A 17,016-nucleotide genomic window follows, 5' to 3' on the forward strand; every position below is an offset into this window, starting at 1 on the left:
GTTTTGGCATCTATTTATCATCTAATACCGTCTAATTCAGCTTAATTGAAGTAACCTAAAATTTACGGTATCTTTTGCGGTATCTGAAAAATACCTCGAAAAAATACCGTAAAAATGAAGCTGAACGACCGACAAATCAAAAACGCCAAGCCCGCCGAAAAACCGTTTAAGCTGAATGACGGCAAGGGCTTGTATCTGTATATCAATACGAGCGGCGGGAAGTTATGGCGGTTTGACTTTTCACATAACGGCAAACGTAAAACGCTTTCAATCGGTAAATATCCGACCGTATCACTGGTGGAAGCCCGCTAAACCGCTGAAAACGCCCGCTGCTTGCTTGCATCGGGGCAAGACCCAAGTGAAGCCAAGCAACAAAAAAAGCGTGAACGGCAAGCCGCTGTCAGTAATACCTTTCGGAACATTGCCGCCGAGTGGCACAAACACCGTGAAACAGGATTGACAGGCAATCACGCCGCCCGTGTATGGGACAGCTTGGAAAAGGACGTTTTCCCCGCGCTGGGCAGTTTGTCTGTCAGTGAAATCAAAGTCAGCCAAGTAAAAGAAGTGATTGAAGCGGTGGCAGCAAGGGGAGCACTTGAAACGGCGGGGCGGATATTGCAGCGTATCAAGTCTGTTTTCACTTATGCGATACGGACGGAGCGGGCAGAAAACAATCCCGCTGTTCCCTTGGTAGGTTTAATCAAAGCCCCAAAGCAGAAACATCAGCCCGCATTGCAGCAATCCGAACTGGCCGAGTTTTACCGCCGGTTGATGCTGGAACAAGCCGAACAGCAAACAAAAATAGCCATGCAGCTAATCATGCTGACCTTTGTCAGAAATGGAGAGCTTAGGGCGGCGGAATGGGCGGAATTTGATTTGGATGGGGCAGAATGGAGCATACCCGCCGCCAAGATGAAGATGAAAGCCCCGCATATCGTCCCCCTTGCCGATTGGACGCTTGAGCTTTTGGCAGAACTAAAGGAACTGACAGGATATAGCCGTTATCTGTTCCCATCGGTAAAAGACCCTGGCAAGCATATGAGTGAAAACACCCTATCTTACTTGATGGGCAGAATGGGCTATAAGGGCGTAGCAACGCCCCACGGTTTCAGAAGTCTAGCCACAGACGTATTGAATGAAAACGGTTTTAACAGCGACGTAGTAGAGCGACAGTTTGCCCAGCGGCGAAACCATCACGGCAGACGGCAAAACCCACACCGTCATCTACAACGGCGACACTAGCCAAGCGGCGGCATACCGACCAAACTGAGAGCTTACCGATTGGCAGCAAAGTATCGCCCGATACGCAGCGGGAAACAGCCGCCTATGTTTGGCATTGGGCACGTCCTTTGCTGCTCCCTTGCTATCCTTGTTGGACAATAAACCGCTTATCAGCGGTTATTTTTTTGTCTATCGCAGTCTAACACCGTAAACTAAAACCAAAATGGACAGGGTTTTCAGACGGTTTCGGTATCTGTAAATCATATAATCCCGTCTATTCCTACCTAATTGAATCAACCGTTTTCATGGGTATGATTTGGGGTTTCTGAAATACCCCCGAAAATATATCCCCAAAAATGCCCCTAAATGTCCGTCAATAAAGTAATCGCGGGTTAAAGTTGTATCTAAATGAAATCTTAATTTCAAAACATTGTTAGGCTTTTCAACTTAATCTGTTTTTCTTGTCTTTTGATACGGCAGATACGAAAAGGTCGTCTGAAAACCTGATGGATCAGGTTTTCAGACGACCTTTTTGATGGGAAGGGATTATTTGAAGATGTAGGAATCGGGCATTTCGTCGAAGCTGACGACGCGGCCGCCTTTTTCTTTGGCAAATTTCTCTGCTTGGGCTTTGTCGGCGAAGGGGAGGGCGTCTTCCGCACCCATGCCGCCGATGAAGCCGCTTTCGATGACGTAGTAGGCTTTTTTGCCGTCTATCCATGCGGTATCAGCATTGGGTTTGCTCCAGTCTTTGACTTTGCCCATGTCGGTAACGTAGATGACGTGGATGCCTTTAGGCTCTTCGGGCAGCTTGGTGTAGCCGAACATCTGTTTGATGGTGGAGAACCAGACGGGGCGGTCGGGTTTGCCGTTGAGGTAGATTTGGGCTTTGGGGCCGTTGTGTTCGGTCAGGTTCATGCTGCAATAGTGCCCCACGGCGCGGTCGCTGATTTGCTGAGGCTCAGGCGGCGGGGTGTCATCCTCTTTGGGACAGGCACTCAGGAGCAGGGCGGCGAGGAGCGCAGGTAAAATCTTTTTCATATTTGTCGCTTTCCAAAAATTCTTGCTGCCAAGATAAGGGGAATAATAACCCATAATATCTGCGCGGTCAGCAATACGGGCATGGTCAGGCTGATTTGTTCGCTCAAACCTGCCATACCTGCGTACATGGCGGTGTTTTCGTAACCGGTCAGGTTGAGCAGGCGGTAGATGTCGGTGGGGTTGAAAAGGAGGACGGTTTCAACGACGGGTGCGGTGATTGTTTGCTGGGTATCGGCGACAAGGATGCCCAAAAGCGCCATGTCGAAGATGACGACGAAAAACAGCCAAACGCCGATGGCGATACCGGCGGCAGTACCGTGTTCTTTGACTTTTGCGCTGATGAGGTAGCCCATGGACAGGAATGCGGCGCCCAAAATGACGCTGGCGGCAATCAGCAGGGCAAAGGGTTTCCACGCGGCGATGTCGAAGCTGCCGTTGGCGAGTTGGAGCGTGATGCCCGCGATTCCGTAGCCTGCGGTGGTGGCAAGGGCAAGGATGATGAGGTGTCCGATAAATTTTCCGGCAAGGATTTGGTTGCGGGAAACGGGGTAGCTCAACAGCAGCGCCATGGTGCCGCGTTCGATTTCGCCGATGAGGGAATCGTAGGAGAGGAGCATGGCGATGAGCGGAATCAGGAAGATGGACAGGCTGGAGAGGCTGACGACGGTTACAGTCAGCGGATCGACTTTAACCGAGCCTGTCGGCGAGCTGCCGAGGAAGCCCAATGAGAGGGCGAGGGCGGCGAGTAGGACGGAGGCGGCGAGTACCCAGCGGTTGCGCAGGCTGTCGCGGACTTCTTTTCCGGTGATAATCCAAACGGGGTTCATACGTCCTCCCTTTTTAAGAATTGTGCGTACATGTCGTCGAGTGTGGGTGTGTGGATGTCGAGGTAGGCGAGGTCGGACAGGTTGCCCAGTTCGCTGAGTAATGCCATGCGTTCTTCAGCCTGACATTGCGCCTGATAGCTGAGGTCGTCTGAAAGCGGCTGCCAGCGTCCGCTTAACGGACGCGGAGCTTTGAGTCGGATGTTGACGGTGAGGGGAAGTCCGCTTTGGACGTGCAGCTCGTCCATGCTGCCGTCGGCAACTTTGACGCCGTTTTTCATGACGACGATGCGGTCGGCGTGGCCGTCGAGTTCGGCGAGGGCGTGGGTGCTGAGGAGGACGGTGGCGCCGCGTCCGTTGAGTTCGCGCACGACTTCGTAAAACATTTGGCGCGAGGCGGGGTCGAGGCCTGTGGTGGGTTCGTCAAACAGCAATACTTTGGGTTCGCCCAGCAGCGCTTGGGCGAGGGCGAGGCGTTGGCGCATCCCTTTGGAGTAGGTGCCGACGCGGCGGCGGGCGGCTTGGGAAATGCCGACGCGCTCGAGGAGTTCGTGGTTTTTGGTGAGCGGCTGTTTTTTGAGTTTGGCGTAGAAATTGAGGGTTTCGATGCCGCTGAGGGAAGGGTGCAGGGCGACGGTTTCGGGCAGGTAGCCGATTTGGCTGCGCAACTGTGCGCCGGCTTTGCTGCCGGTGCGCTCGCCCAGCAGCATGACTTCGCCTTCGGTGGGCGTAATCAGCCCGAGTATCAATTTGATGAGCGTGGACTTGCCTGCGCCGTTGTGTCCGGCAAGACCGACACTTTCCCCCGCCTTCAAGACTAAATCGACTTGGTTGACGGCTTTTTGTGCGCCGAAGCGTTTGGTTACGTTTCTCAATTCGACATGGTGTGCGCTCATGAGTGCTTCCTTGTGTGGATGGGTTTCAGACGACGTTGAGGGTCGTCTGAAAAGGGCGTTCTTTGTATGGGGTCGTCTGAAAAAGGGAGAAGGGTTTCAGACGACGTTTGTGATGGGGCGGCGTTTTCGACTGTTGCCTGCGTTGCGGGTTGCACCGTATTTGCGGCGGATGCCCGTTGGTACGGCAATGAGGGGCAAAACCTTGCTGCGGCGGGGTTTTAAGGTCGTCTGAAAAGTTTTCAGACGACCTTGCGGGACGTATTTGCCGGTTCCGCTTAGTTCAATGAGCCGTTTTCGGCATCGCTCCATTCGGACTGATGGGTTTTGGCTTCTTGCAACAGTTGTTCTTTCATGGCTTCGTATTTGGTGGTCGTTTTGTTGCTACCCGCCTTCATCAGCGGTTTGCTGTCGATCACGCCGCCGGGAAGGATGGCGGGGAACTGCGATTGCGCCCATTTGACGATGCTGATGGCGGGGCTGTTCATCAGGAGGCGGGAAACGGGCGCGCGCCAGATGATTTGGTCGATGATGCCGTTGGGGCGGTACGCGCTGTCGCCGAAGCCGTCGCCGTCGAGGTCGAAAGCGCTGTTGTCGCTCCAGTAGTTGCCGCGTCCGCCTTCGCCCCAGTCAAGAAAACGTGTGCTGACGTATTTGACTTGGCTTTCGTTGTTGATGAAGGCGTTGTCGGAAAGGGTGGTGCCTTCGATGGCGGCGGTGAAGTGGATGCCGATTTCGCAGTTTTCAAAATGGTTGGCGACGATTTTGTTGTAGTTGGCGTTGTAGGCAAAAACGCATTTGCCGGCTTTGTTGATGATGTTGTCGTGGATGTCGGAATAGTTGACGTAGTTGAGCATGATGCCTTGGTCGCGGCTGCCGACGGCGATGTTGCCGTACACGTTGAGGCGGTCGGAAAACATCAAAACGTAGCCCATGTTGTTGCCGACGGAAATGTTGCCGCTGACTTCGCTGTCGTTGGTGTACATGTAGTGGACGGCAAAACGCAGGTCGCTGAAGCGGTTGTTTTTATAGGTGTTGTTTTTGCTGGTGTTGGAGAAAATGCCGTCGCGGCCTTTGGAAATGTCGTTGCTGACAACTTGCGCGCCGGGGGCGTTCCAGACGGTTACACCGTTGCCGCGTTCGTTGACGCGCAGGGTGGAGTCGCCGACGATTTTGTTCTCGCGCACCATGGATTCGGCAGAACCGTGGATATACACGCCGACGGAGTTGTCGAGGATGTTGTTGTGTTCAATCAGGGCGCGGGGGGCGGTTTCTTCGAGGTAGATGCCGGCGTCCATGGCGGGCAGGCTCATGCCGGAACGGGTGACGGTGAGGTTGCGCAGGGTAACGTCGGGGGCGATGACGGCAATGGTACGGCCGGTGCGGTCGCCTTCGATTTTGGCGGAGCGGTCGGCAGGGCCTTCGATGGTGATGGGTTTGTCGATAAGCAGTTTGGTTTTGTAAGTGCCGGAGGCAAGCTTGAGCGTATCGCCTGCCTGCGCGCGCGCGATGACTTCGGGGAGGTTGTCGGTCGGGGAAACGTCGATGGTGGCTGCAAAGGTCGTCTGAATCATGCCGCCGAACATAAATGCCAGGACAGCGCGTCGCCATGTTTTGAATTGGGGTGTGTGCATGGAGTTCCTCTGATTCGTGCGGTGTGCGTCGGCACGGTGATGCCTGCCTGTGAGGGCCGTGTTTTTGTTTTATAGCGGAACAGTCTGTTGCGTCCAAACGGTTCTGCTATAAAAGGTCGTCTGAAAACGAGGGCAGCGGGTTTCGCTAAGACCTGAAAGTTTTTTCAGACGACCTTTCCGTTAAGTCAGTGATAAACCGTCAAACCCGATTATCGGGGTTTAACGATCATTTGACCGGACATTTCCATGTGCAGGGCGTGGCAGAACCATTGGCAGTAATACCAGTGTACGCCCGGACGGACGGCTTTGAAGGTTACCGATTGGGTAGCTTGCGGGCCGATTTCCATGGCGATGCCGTAGCCTTCCAAAGTGAAGCCGTGGGTCAAGTCTTCGATGGTTTCAACGTTGGTCACATATACGGTCACTTCGTCGCCTTGGTTGACTTCGAATTGCGGGATGCTGTACGCAGGCGCAACGGCAGTCATGTATACGCGGACTTTGTTGCCCTCGCGGATGACTTTGGCGGCTTTTTCCAGCTCGACACCGTCTTTTTTCGCTTGTTCCACAGCGTCTTGCCAGAACCATGGGTCTTTGCGGTCCCAGGTTTTTTTCGGGTTGACTTTGGAAGCGGCAACCAGACACAGGTCATGCGGTTCGGCAAAGGTCGGGTTGTCGTGTACCAGGCGCATTTCGTCGCCGGAGATGTCGATCAACTGGTCGCATTCCGGTTTCAGCGGGCCGGCGTTGAGGAAGCGGTCTTTGGAGAATTTGTTCAAAGATACCAGCCATTTGCCGTCGGCTTCCTTGGTTTCGCCCATGGTCGTATGGTTGTGGCCGGGTTGGTAGTGGACGTCGAGTTTTTGTTTGATCGGATCCACTTTTTCGCCTTTGTAGGCTTTGATGGCGTCGTCGATGTTCCATTTAACCATTTGGCTGTCGATAAACAGCGTGGTGTAGGCGTTGCCGCGGCCGTCAAACGCGGTGTGTAAAGGACCGAGACCCAGTTGGGGTTCGGCGACAACCACGTCGCGCTCTTTGATTTTGCCGGCGAACAAATCGTCCAGTTTGCTGACGTCCAATACGGTAACGGTCGGAGACAGTTTGCCGTTGAGCATGATGTATTTGCCGTCAGGGGAAGCGTTACAGCCGTGCGGAGAGTTCGGCACGGGGATGTAGCGGGTGTAAGGGGAATTGGCTTCTGCGCGGCCGTCCAGCATTTTCACGCCGTTGACTTCTTTGAAGTCGCCTTTTTTGATGCCTTCTTCGATGGCGGCAAGATTGAAGACTACGCACCAGTCTTGCTCGTTGGAAGAAGCACCTTGTACGGTCAGGGCGCGTTCGGAGTTGTAGCAGGTGGAGAAGGAGTATTTGCCTTGGTAGTCGGCATCGCCGTTGTCCAAGTTGCCGTCCACCAATACTTGCCATGCGATGTCCATGGTTTCGCCGTCGATGGCGGTATAAACGGCATTCCAAGTTTTGGCGTCGTTCCAAGTACCCACGCCGCTTACCGGTACGATGTGTTCGCCGTTGGCAAAGACGTAGCCGGTTTTCGGATAACGTTGCGGACGCAGACCGTGTACACCGGAAACGTTAGGGATTTCGGTGATTTTGTCGGTTTTCATGAAGTCCAGGCGGACGCGGCAAACGCGGTTGTTTGCTTTGTCGTTGGCATATGCGTAGCGACCGTCGTAAGTCTGGTCGGTAAACGACAAGTGAGGGTGGTGCAAGTCGCCGTTAGGGTAGCAGCGTAGGCCGCTGTCCTTCAGGAACTGGTTGGTTTCCGGCGTATTTTTTTCATTCAAAATACGCAGGCTCTCGTTGGTACGGCCCCAACCGGTCGCGCTGTCCATGTTGAATACGGGGATACGCATCAGTTCGCGCATGGAAGGTACGCCGATCAAGCGCATTTCGCCCGATTGGCCGCCGGAGAGGAAGCCGTAGTATTGGTCGAGTTCGCCCGGACCGACTTCGGAAGTCTGTTTGCCCGGTTCGGCAGAGGCATGGGACTCGGTTTTAGCGGCAGGCGCAGCACCTGAAGCGGCGGTTTTATCGCCACCCTCTTTGGAACAGCCCGCCAAACCCAACAGACCGGCGCCGGCAATACCTGCGCCTGAAACGGCGGCAGTACCTAAGAATGAACGACGGCTTAAGCCGTTTTGTTCTAATTTTTCGTCTGACATACAACACTCCTTGGATAAAATTCGGCAGCCGGCGTTTTCAGACGACCTGCCGATTGAAAAAACGTATTTATGTTTATAAGTGTGGGTACGGTTGACCCGGTATTTCTTTAGGGTTTCAGATTATTCGCCGGCTTTAGGGGCGGTTTCTTTTTTCACAAACTGCACAACCTGCTCCCCAGGCTGCTGTTTTGCAGATGCGGTTTCGGGGTCGGCTTTTGCCGCCGCCTGTTTTTGTTTTTTCTTGTTGGTTGCCACAACTTGCGGGCAACGTGTGTCATGGTGATACATGACTTGGCAGTGCAGGCACTGGATACATTCGTTCGGATGGATGTCTCCTTCCGGTGCAATCGCCTGAACGGGGCATTCGTGCGTACAGATTTGGCAAGGGTTGCCGCACATTTTGTAGCGGCGAAGCCAGTCGAATACGCGGAAGCGGCCGGGTAGGGCGATGCCCGCGCCCAATGGGCACAGATAGCGGCAGAAGAAGCGTTCGATAAAGAGGCCGGCAACCAAAAGGGTAACGGCAAACGCGACAAACCACCATTCGCGGACGAATTTCAAAATAATCGCTGTTTTAAAAGGTTCTACTTCTGCGAATTTTTCCGCCGTGCCCAAATCGTACAGGGAAATTGCCAACAGTGCGAAGAAAATGACGTATTTAATCGCAGTCAGGCGCGTGTGCAGCAGGTGCGGCACGGTAATCTGTTTCACGCCCAATTTTTTGGCGATACGGTTGGTCAACTCTTGCAGCGAACCGAAGGGGCAGAGCCAGCCGCAGAATGTACCGCGGTTCCACAGCAGCATGGTTGCGGCGGTAAACAGCCACAGGATGAACACAATCGGATCCATCAGGAAGAAGTCCCAACGGAATTCGGTCAGGATGGCGGAGAACAGTGTCAGCGTATTGACGACCGACAGTTGCGCCTGAGCGTACCAACCGATATAGAACAGGGTAAATGTCAGAAATACCAGGCGGAAGCGGTCGTACCATTTCTCATAGCGGACAATCCAGTCTTGGAACAGGAAGACCAAAAGCAGGATGGTCAAGGCGATGCCGACTACGGCGATTTGTCCTTGTTTCGCTTTCCACACCTGTTTCCAGAGTTGGTTGGACGCACCGTCGTTTGAAGAGGCTTCTTCGGCTATGCCTTTGGTGTCTGAGGCTTGGTCGGCGGCAGGAGCGGCTGCCGGTTCGACTGGCGCGCTGATTTCGACGGGCGGTGCTTTCGGATCATCGACATAGTAACCTTGAGGCAGCTCGTAATCCAAATCGGCGGTTACGAACGCTTTGTCGTTTACGCTCAATACGCGTTGAACCATCAACTGCAAACGCCAAGGTTCGGCAGCATCGAATTCCACGCCTTCGGGAATCGTAAACCAAGATACTTCTTTAAAGTGGGGCGCGCCTTCGGCTGCCAAATCAACCAAGCGTTCGTGTTGCGCGTCGGTGAAGCGGAAGCTGTTTTCGCCTTGAATCATCTCGATACGGTCGAAAATACCGCCGCGGACATAGCCCGAACCTTTCCAAGAATAACGGCCTTCACCGGCAACTAAGACAGCTTGTTGACCCGGTTGCAGACGGTTTTGCAGGTTTTTCCAACCTTCCTCGCCCAACAGGCTTTTGCCGATGGAAGGCTGGCTGACTACGGCAGTGTACAAATCGATAAAGGTATCGTCGCCTGCGCCTTGTTCGGCGTGTTCGGCAACACCTGCTTTGCCGCCTTTTTCAAACAGCTTGTTAATTTCATCAACAGTAATGTGCAGATGGCCGATGGCTTTTTGTTCCAGCAGCGCATTCCAAGATTGGATGTCCTGTTTGTCAGGGTTGACAGCGCGGCGAGGTCGGGTTTGAGCCGCAGGAGTGGCAGCCTGTTGCGTATCCGCAGCATTGGTGGAGGTCGTCTGAACGGCTTTGTCAGTGCCCAAACCATATTTGCCGGCAACAACTTTGAACGAACGCTGGATACTGTCGTTAATCACCATCAGCGTAACGGTCGCGCCGCTGATGATGTCCCCGGGGGCAACGCCCGGAGTAGGTGGATTTTTAATAAAATTCAAACCGATATACTTATTGATGAATTTATCCACACGCGATTGCGGGATACCAATAAGCATAATCGGCTCATGGTGATCGACCAACTTCGCACCGGCGATCGTTCCGTCGTTGGCCAAAGCCATCATCGTATCAATCGGTTTGCTCGAATAGCCGCGTGTATTGACCACGTCCGTCGTGATATACACCAAACCCAACTGCTCGTCGCCCTTATAAACACGGGCAACCATAGGCTTGCCTTCAGGCTTGCCATAACGGTCTGCACCCGGAAAAATTTCCGAAGGCTGGACTTTTGACAAAAAGTCAGGCAAACGCTCAGCGTAAGCGGGCAGTGTCGAAAACAATAGGATAAATACGGCAAACATCGCCAGCATCATATTCAAGATGCCTGATGTGTGTTTCGTTTTTAGGCAGGACATGGCTGTTCCCGATTATTCGATACTCTAAACATTAACATTATATGAATCCATTATTTGCAATAATTTGACCTATGTCAAATTTACAAATCTTAAAACCAGATTTGGAGGGTATGTAATACTTTATAAGTATATGGATATGGGTCTGATTTCATTGCAAATAGAAATAGAAAACAAAGTGATTATATGCTTTTGCCTGCTTCTAGATGTCTTGGTTTGGATTGATTATTAGTTGAAATAAACATATGTATTGAATGAGGGCTATCTAAATAAAGAGGTCGTCTGAAAACCGAAAAATCAGTTTTCAGACGACCTTTGTTTAGCTCAAACCTCCCCGGTTTAAGCAGCGTTGACTTTGTCTTCGCGGCGCAGCAAGGTAATCAGGTCGCTGATGCGCTGTTTCATGCTGCGGCGGTCGACGATTTGGTCGATAGCGCCTTTCTCCAGCAGGAATTCTGCGCGTTGGAAGCCTTCGGGCAAGGTTTCGCGGACGGTTTGTTCGATAACGCGCGGGCCGGCAAAGCCGATAAGGGCGTTGGGTTCGGCAAGCACGACATCGCCGAGGAAGGCGAAACTGGCGGATACGCCGCCCATGGTCGGGTCGGTCAGGACGGAGATGAACGGCAAGTGTTTTTCAGTCAGAAGATGCAATGCCGCGCTGGTTTTGGTCATCTGCATCAATGAGTTGACACCTTCCTGCATACGCGCACCGCCCGATGCGGCAACACAGATGAAAGAGCAGTTGTCGGCTACGGCGCGGCGTACGCCTTGGACGAAGCGTTCGCCGACGACGGAGCCCATAGAGCCGCCGATAAAGCGGAATTCGAAGGCGGCAATTACGACGGGCAGGCCGTTCATAAAGCCTTTCATCACGACCAACGCATCATCTTCGCCGGTGGCTTTGCGCGCTGCGGCCAAGCGTTCGGGATATTTTTTGCTGTCTTTGAATTTCAGCGGGTCGGTCGGTTTGATATTGGCGGCGATTTCTTCGCGGCCTTCCTCGTCCAAAAGCAAATTGAGGCGTTCGCGCGCGGAAAGCGGGTTGTGGTGGTTACATTTCGGGCAAACTTGGTCGTTTTGCTGAAGTTCGGTCGAGTAGATGGTTGCCGAGCAGGAAGGGCATTTGTGCCACAGGCCTTCGGGAACGTTGGACGAGCCTTCGCTTTTGCTGCGGTTTTTGATTTTGGGCGGTAGGATTTTGTCTAACCAACTCATGGATGACTCCTTGGAATTCGGGATTCAGACGACCTTTGCGTGTGTTTTCGGAAAAGGCCTTAACGGATTGCGTCTTTTAATTCTTTTACCAACGCGCCGACGGCTTCTGCTTCTCGGCCTGCGTTATTTTCAATTTCTTTGACGATGCGGCTGCCGACGATGACGGCATCGGCAACAGCGCCGATTTTGCGCGCACTTTCGGCGTTACTGATGCCGAAACCGACGCCGATCGGGATGTCGATATACTTGCGCAAAAGCTCTATTTTACGCGAAACTTCTTCGGTATCCAAACTTGCCGCGCCGGTAACGCCTTTGAGCGAAACGTAATAGACAAAGCCACCTGCAACGCGGGCGATGGTTTGGATACGCTCTTCGGTCGTGGTCGGGGCAATCAGGAAGATGCAGTCGATACCGCGCGCTTTGAGTTCGTCGTGTAGCGGGGTGATGGTTTCGACAGGGGAATCGACGGTCAGCACGCCGTCCACGCCCGCTTCGGCAGCCGCTTGGGCAAATGCCTGATAACCTATTTTATGAATCGGGTTCAGATAACCCATCAGGACGATGGGCGTGTTGCCGTTTGTTTCGCGGAAGCGGCGTACGATGTTCAATACGTCATTGAGGGAAACTTTGTTTGCCAACGCACGCTCGGCGGCGCGCTGGATGGTCGGACCGTCCGCCATCGGGTCGGAAAAGGGAACTCCCAATTCCAGGATGTCGGCGCCGTTTTCAACCAAACTGTGCATCAGCGCAAGCGTGGTATCGAGATCGGGATCGCCTACGGTAATATAGGGAATCAGGGCTTTTGCGCCGTCAAGTGCGGCAAAGGTTTGCTGGATTCTGCTCATCTTGATTTCTCGTTTCCGTAACGGCTGTTTCCAGCCGGTTTTCATCGACAATAAGTTGGCAAGTATAGCATTGACTGTCTGTTTCGGGCGAAACTGCATGACATTTCCTGATGATTTTCTGTATGGAAAGGTCGTCTGAAAAAGGGCAGGGCGGTTGTTTTACTGTTATGGAAGCCGTGATGATTTGAATTGTTGTCCATATCGCGCAGTTGCCTTCGAAAATGCTTCAACTTTCCCGCCAAATTCCGTTAATTTCCATTAAAGGTCGTCTGAAAGCCTTCGGTGTCATACTTTCTCGGTTATAATAGCCGGCTTCTTCAATCTGACCCTTTTTCGGAAATATATCATGGCCTTTGCCTCGCTTTTCACCCTTTTGGACGATATTACCGCTGTCTTGGACGACGTTGCCCTGATGACCAAAATGGCCGCCAAGAAAACGGCGGGCGTGGTCGGCGATGATTTGGCGCTCAATGCGAATCAGGTTACCGGTGTGTCGGCGGAACGCGAGCTGCCGATTATTTGGGCGGTGGCGAAAGGTTCTTTGGTGAACAAGCTGATTTTGGTGCCGCTGGCTTTGCTGCTGTCTGCCTTTTTGCCGAAGCTGATTACGCCTTTATTGATGATAGGCGGGATTTATTTGTGTTTCGAGGGCGTGGAAAAGCTGCTGCATAAGTTTTTACACCGCCACGAAGCGCATGAAGACGAGGAGGCTGCCGCCGAAACGCTGGACGAAAAAACCAAGATTAAAGGCGCGATTCGTACGGATTTCATCCTGTCTGCCGAGATCATTATTATTGCTTTGGGCGTGGTTGAAAAATACGATCTGATGACCCGTTCGCTGGTGATGACGGCAATCGGCATCGGTATGACCGCTTTTGTGTACGGTTTGGTCGGCGTTATCGTTAAACTCGACGACTTCGGTATGCTGCTGATGCGTCAAAAAAGCACGGGCATCCAAACGGTCGGACGAGGCTTGATTGCCTTTATGCCTTGGTTCATGCGCGGTTTGAGCGTGGTGGGCACGCTTGCCATGTTCCTCGTCGGCGGCGGTCTGATTACCCACAACTTGGGCTTTTTGCATGATTTCTTACACGCGCAACATTGGGATAGCGGCTTGATGGAGCATGTCGCCAACCTTGCCGTCGGGCTGATTGCCGGCGCCGTCGCCTGCGCTGTTGCTCTGCCATTGATGAAGCTGTTTCAAAAACACTAAACAACCGATACGTCGTCTGAAAATGGTTTAACTTTGTTGAATCTGTATTTTCAGACGACCTCTTATTTTCTTTTCTCTACAATGAACATTTTCCGCAAACTCGAACAATATTGGCAGCATCCTGTGCTGTACTGGCCGCTGGTGATCCTGATTGCCGCCGCCACGCCCTTAACTTTCGCGCCTTATTACCATTTTTGGCTGATGCCTTTGCTGTTTGGCGCGCTGATCCGATTGATTGAACTGCGTCCGCGCTTTGCTGTTTCTACCGCCTATCTGTTTGGGCTGGTTGCTTATACGGCGCAGTTTTATTGGATACATACCGCGCTGCACGATGTTTCCGGCCTGCCTAATTTATACGCGGTTCCGCTGACTTTCCTGCTGCCGGCGTTTCTCGCGCTGTATCCCGCCGCCTGTTTTTGGTTGTGGAAGAAGTTTCATCTGCCGCGTTGGGTTAAGGTCGGCATCGTTTTGCCGATTTTGTGGACACTGGCGGAATTTGCCCGCGAACGCCTGTTGACCGGCTTCGGCTGGGGGGCGATCGGCTATTCCCAAATCGTCAAAGAAAGCCCGCTTGCCGGCTTTGCGCCTTTGGGCGGTATTCATCTGGTAACGCTGGCGACGGCATTTGTCAGCGCGTGGCTGGTGTTGCTGATTGACAATACGGGTCGTCTGAAACAGCGCCTGCTGCCGATGTGCATGATTGTCATGCTGTGTACCGTCGGTTATGTCGCCCAGCAAACCGACTTTACCAAACCCGACGGCAGCACCAGTACCGTCGCGCTCGTGCAGGGCAATATCGAGCAGAGTCTGAAATGGAATGAAGAACAAGTCGTCCCCACCATTCAGAAATACTACGGTCAAATCAGCAAAACATCTGCCGACATCGTTATCCTGCCGGAAACCGCATTGCCCGTGATGCGTCAGGATTTGCCGGAAAACATCCTGACCCAGTTTGCCGAGCAGGCGCGCACGAACGGCAGCGCGTTGGCCGTCGGTATCGGTCAATACACAGCCGACGGCAGCGGATACGAAAACGCCGTAATCAATTTGAGCGACTACGATGATATTTCAGACGACCTCCCGTATTACGCCAAGAATCATCTGGTTCCCTTTGGCGAATACAAACCGCTGCCTTTTTTGACCGAACCGTTGTACAAGTTGATGAATATGCCGCTTGCCGACTTCCGTCGTGGCGGGGCAGCACAAGCTCCTTTAACCATGAAAGGTCAAAAAGTCGCCTTCAACATCTGCTATGAAGACGGCTTTGGCGACGAACTCATTGCTACCGCCAAAAACGCTACGCTGCTTGCCAACGTCAGCAATATGGCGTGGTATGGCGATTCCAACGCCATGTACCAACAGCTCCAGCAATCCCAAGCCCGCGCGATGGAGCTTGGACGCTATATGGTCCGTGCCACCAATACCGGTGCAACGGCCATTATTTCTCCCAAAGGCAGCATCATCGCCGAGAGCGAACCCAATACCGATGCCGTCTTGGAAGGGCATGTCAAAGGCTATGTCGGCGAAACCCCTTATATGAAGGCAGGCGGTTCGCTGTGGCTGATCGGGGTATTGTCGATTATTGCCATCGCGCTGTTTTTAATCAGGAAACAAGCAGATTGAGTTTGAAAAAGCGGTCTTTTTATAATGCCGTTTTTCTTGAAATTTATTATTTACATACAAGAATGTTTGTAATATACTGAACTTATTCCCAGTAAACCAGTCAAATTTTCAAAATCAATCGAATTTTATAAAAGATAAAAATCCACCTATCAAACAGTCTTTTACAGAAAAAGGCATTTGACAGCATACGATAGGGCAACAGGCAGTGATATACTGCACGGCAAACAACAAGTAAACAATAGTCTCTACATCATATAAAGGAAAGCAACTCTCATGAATAACGCCTTTGCATTACCCGTTATCCACAGCGGCAACGGCAGCCTTGAGCAATACATTCATACCGTCAACAGCATTCCCATGTTGACGCCCGAAGAAGAAAGCCAACTCGCGGAGCGTCAGCAAAAAGGCGACCTTAACGCCGCCAAACAACTTATTCTTTCCCATTTGCGCGTCGTCGTATCCATAGCACGAGGCTACGACGGCTATGGCCTGAACCAAGCCGACCTTATCCAAGAAGGCAACATCGGACTGATGAAGGCGGTCAAACGCTACGAGCCCAGCCGTGGCGCGCGCCTGTTTTCATTCGCCGTACACTGGATTAAGGCCGAAATCCACGAATTTATCCTGCGCAACTGGCGCCTGGTACGCGTAGCGACCACCAAACCGCAACGCAAACTGTTCTTCAATCTGCGCAGCATGCGTAAAAACCTGAATGCCTTGTCTCCGAAAGAAGCGCAAGACATCGCCGACGATTTGGGCGTCAAATTGTCCGAAGTCATGGAAATGGAACAACGCATGACCGGACACGACATCGCCATCATGGCGGACAACAACGATGACGAAGACAGCTTCGCCCCCATCGACTGGCTTGCCGACCACGATGCCGAGCCCAGCCGCCAACTGTCCAAACAAGCCCATTACGCCCTGCAAACCGAAGGTCTGCAAAACGCGTTGGCGCAATTGGATGACCGCAGCCGCCGCATCGTAGAAAGCCGCTGGCTGCAAGACGATGGCGGATTAACCCTGCACGAGCTGGCAGCCGAATACGGCGTATCTGCCGAGCGCATCCGCCAAATCGAAGCCAAAGCCATGCAAAAACTGCGCGGTTTCCTCGCGGAAGAAGCGGAAGCGGTTTAAAAAAAACAGTTCAGTAGAAGGAAAAAGGTCGTCTGAAACCCGAAATCTCGGTTTCAGACGACCTTTTTGTTTTTCTTGAATCCACCCGGGGTGGTCGGTATTCAATTATGAAGTCAGCGCAGCTTTGAGGATTTTGTTGACTTCACCCATATCAGCTTTGCCCGCCAACTGGGTTTTCAATACGCCCATGGCTTTGCCCATGTCAGCCATTCCGGAAGCTCCGGTCATGGCGATTACGGTTTCCACGGCAGTGCGGATTTCTTCGGCAGACATCATTTGTGGCAGGTAGCGGTGCAGGATTTCGATTTCGGCATTTTCTTTGTCTGCCAAGTCCTGACGGCCTGCTTCAGCGTAGATGTTGGCGCTGTCTTTGCGCTGTTTGACCATTTTGGTGATGATGGCGATCACTTTGCCGTCATCGGCTTCGGTGCGCTCGTCCACTTCAAATTGTTTGATGGCGGCATTGATGAGACGGATGGTGCTTAAAGCAGTTTGATCTTTGGCACGCATCGCGGTTTTCATGTCTTCGGTTAATTGTGCTTTCAGGCTCATGGGATGACTTTCAGGAAAAGATGGAAGATGGGATTGCACATACTGCCTTAGGGGATTCTCTATTTTTCAGATGACTCCTTGCCTTACAGGTCGTCTGAAAAACAAAACACACCGCAGGTCAAGCCTTGCGGTGTGTTTCGGCATCACAGGGCAGACCTGCAATTGATGT

The 17,016-nt window shown here is 52.6% G+C and carries 16 protein-coding genes; 6 read left to right on the forward strand and 10 right to left on the reverse strand.

What is annotated here, in order from left to right:
• Positions 1–114: 114 nt before the first annotated feature.
• From MON37_RS02985 to MON37_RS12410, 3 genes are read left to right on the forward strand one after another with little or no spacing between them, the layout of a single operon-like run.
• Positions 115–312: an Arm DNA-binding domain-containing protein gene (locus MON37_RS02985; protein ID WP_242883760.1), complete on the forward strand. Its 198-nt coding sequence runs from the start codon at positions 115–117 to the stop codon at positions 310–312.
• Between the two features lie 21 nt (positions 313–333).
• Positions 334–1,242: a tyrosine-type recombinase/integrase gene (locus tag MON37_RS12405; RefSeq protein ID WP_308905611.1), complete on the forward strand. Its 909-nt coding sequence runs from the start codon at positions 334–336 to the stop codon at positions 1,240–1,242.
• Positions 1,243–1,294: 52 nt separating this feature from the next.
• A complete protein-coding gene (locus MON37_RS12410) occupies positions 1,295–1,432 on the forward strand; it encodes a hypothetical protein (RefSeq protein ID WP_420915919.1) in 138 nt (45 codons plus the stop codon).
• A gap of 335 nt (positions 1,433–1,767) precedes the next feature.
• Here the strand turns inward: MON37_RS12410 and MON37_RS03000 are convergent, their stop codons facing one another.
• The 9 genes from MON37_RS03000 to trpA all read right to left on the reverse strand — a co-directional run bounded on the left by MON37_RS03000 (position 1,768) and on the right by trpA (position 12,322).
• A complete protein-coding gene (locus MON37_RS03000) occupies positions 1,768–2,262 on the reverse strand; it encodes a nitrous oxide reductase accessory protein NosL (protein WP_003759050.1) in 495 nt (164 codons plus the stop codon).
• Complete coding sequence (locus MON37_RS03005; RefSeq protein WP_039407900.1) at positions 2,259–3,089, reverse strand: ABC transporter permease; 831 nt, start codon at positions 3,087–3,089, stop codon at positions 2,259–2,261. The genes MON37_RS03000 and MON37_RS03005 overlap by 4 nt, the downstream gene beginning before the upstream one ends.
• Positions 3,086–3,982 carry an ABC transporter ATP-binding protein gene (locus MON37_RS03010; RefSeq protein WP_009311593.1) on the reverse strand — a complete coding sequence of 299 codons (897 nt, stop codon included), beginning with the start codon at positions 3,980–3,982 and terminating at the stop codon, positions 3,086–3,088. Before MON37_RS03010 ends, MON37_RS03005 begins: the two co-directional genes overlap by 4 nt.
• Positions 3,983–4,078: 96 nt before the next feature.
• Positions 4,079–4,291 (reverse strand): hypothetical protein, encoded by a 213-nt coding sequence (locus tag MON37_RS03015; RefSeq protein WP_156122128.1) that lies wholly within the window; start codon positions 4,289–4,291, stop codon positions 4,079–4,081.
• Positions 4,258–5,613, reverse strand: coding sequence for a nitrous oxide reductase family maturation protein NosD (locus tag MON37_RS03020; protein ID WP_009311592.1), 1,356 nt, complete (start codon positions 5,611–5,613; stop codon positions 4,258–4,260). The genes MON37_RS03015 and MON37_RS03020 overlap by 34 nt, the downstream gene beginning before the upstream one ends.
• A gap of 209 nt (positions 5,614–5,822) precedes the next feature.
• Entirely contained in the window at positions 5,823–7,793 is a 1,971-nt protein-coding gene (gene nosZ / locus MON37_RS03025; protein WP_039407898.1) for a TAT-dependent nitrous-oxide reductase, read from the reverse strand.
• 120 nt (positions 7,794–7,913) lie between these two features.
• Positions 7,914–10,220 carry a NosR/NirI family protein gene (locus tag MON37_RS03030; RefSeq protein ID WP_209323765.1) on the reverse strand — a complete coding sequence of 769 codons (2,307 nt, stop codon included), beginning with the start codon at positions 10,218–10,220 and terminating at the stop codon, positions 7,914–7,916.
• Between the two features lie 381 nt (positions 10,221–10,601).
• On the reverse strand, positions 10,602–11,477 hold the full coding sequence (accD, locus tag MON37_RS03035) for an acetyl-CoA carboxylase, carboxyltransferase subunit beta (RefSeq protein ID WP_003760907.1): 876 nt from the start codon (positions 11,475–11,477) through the stop codon (positions 10,602–10,604).
• Positions 11,478–11,536: 59 nt separating this feature from the next.
• The gene (gene trpA, locus MON37_RS03040) at positions 11,537–12,322 is read right to left on the reverse strand and encodes a tryptophan synthase subunit alpha (protein ID WP_039407894.1); all 786 of its coding nucleotides are present in this window, start codon (positions 12,320–12,322) and stop codon (positions 11,537–11,539) included.
• A gap of 346 nt (positions 12,323–12,668) precedes the next feature.
• On the opposite strand from trpA, the gene MON37_RS03045 reads away from it, so the two are divergent.
• The 3 genes from MON37_RS03045 (at position 12,669) to rpoH (ending at position 16,295) form a co-directional block, all read left to right on the forward strand.
• Positions 12,669–13,535: a DUF808 domain-containing protein gene (locus MON37_RS03045; RefSeq protein ID WP_003777858.1), complete on the forward strand. Its 867-nt coding sequence runs from the start codon at positions 12,669–12,671 to the stop codon at positions 13,533–13,535.
• A gap of 81 nt (positions 13,536–13,616) precedes the next feature.
• Positions 13,617–15,158, forward strand: coding sequence for an apolipoprotein N-acyltransferase (gene lnt / locus MON37_RS03050; protein WP_039407891.1), 1,542 nt, complete (start codon positions 13,617–13,619; stop codon positions 15,156–15,158).
• Positions 15,159–15,431: 273 nt separating this feature from the next.
• On the forward strand, positions 15,432–16,295 hold the full coding sequence (rpoH, locus tag MON37_RS03055) for an RNA polymerase sigma factor RpoH (RefSeq protein WP_003744881.1): 864 nt from the start codon (positions 15,432–15,434) through the stop codon (positions 16,293–16,295).
• A gap of 105 nt (positions 16,296–16,400) precedes the next feature.
• Here the strand turns inward: rpoH and MON37_RS03060 are convergent, their stop codons facing one another.
• Positions 16,401–16,847, reverse strand: coding sequence for a GatB/YqeY domain-containing protein (locus tag MON37_RS03060; protein ID WP_003744883.1), 447 nt, complete (start codon positions 16,845–16,847; stop codon positions 16,401–16,403).
• Positions 16,848–17,016: the final 169 nt, after the last annotated feature.

Source organism: Morococcus cerebrosus (genome assembly GCF_022749515.1).
Lineage (GTDB): Bacteria > Pseudomonadota > Gammaproteobacteria > Burkholderiales > Neisseriaceae > Neisseria > Neisseria cerebrosa.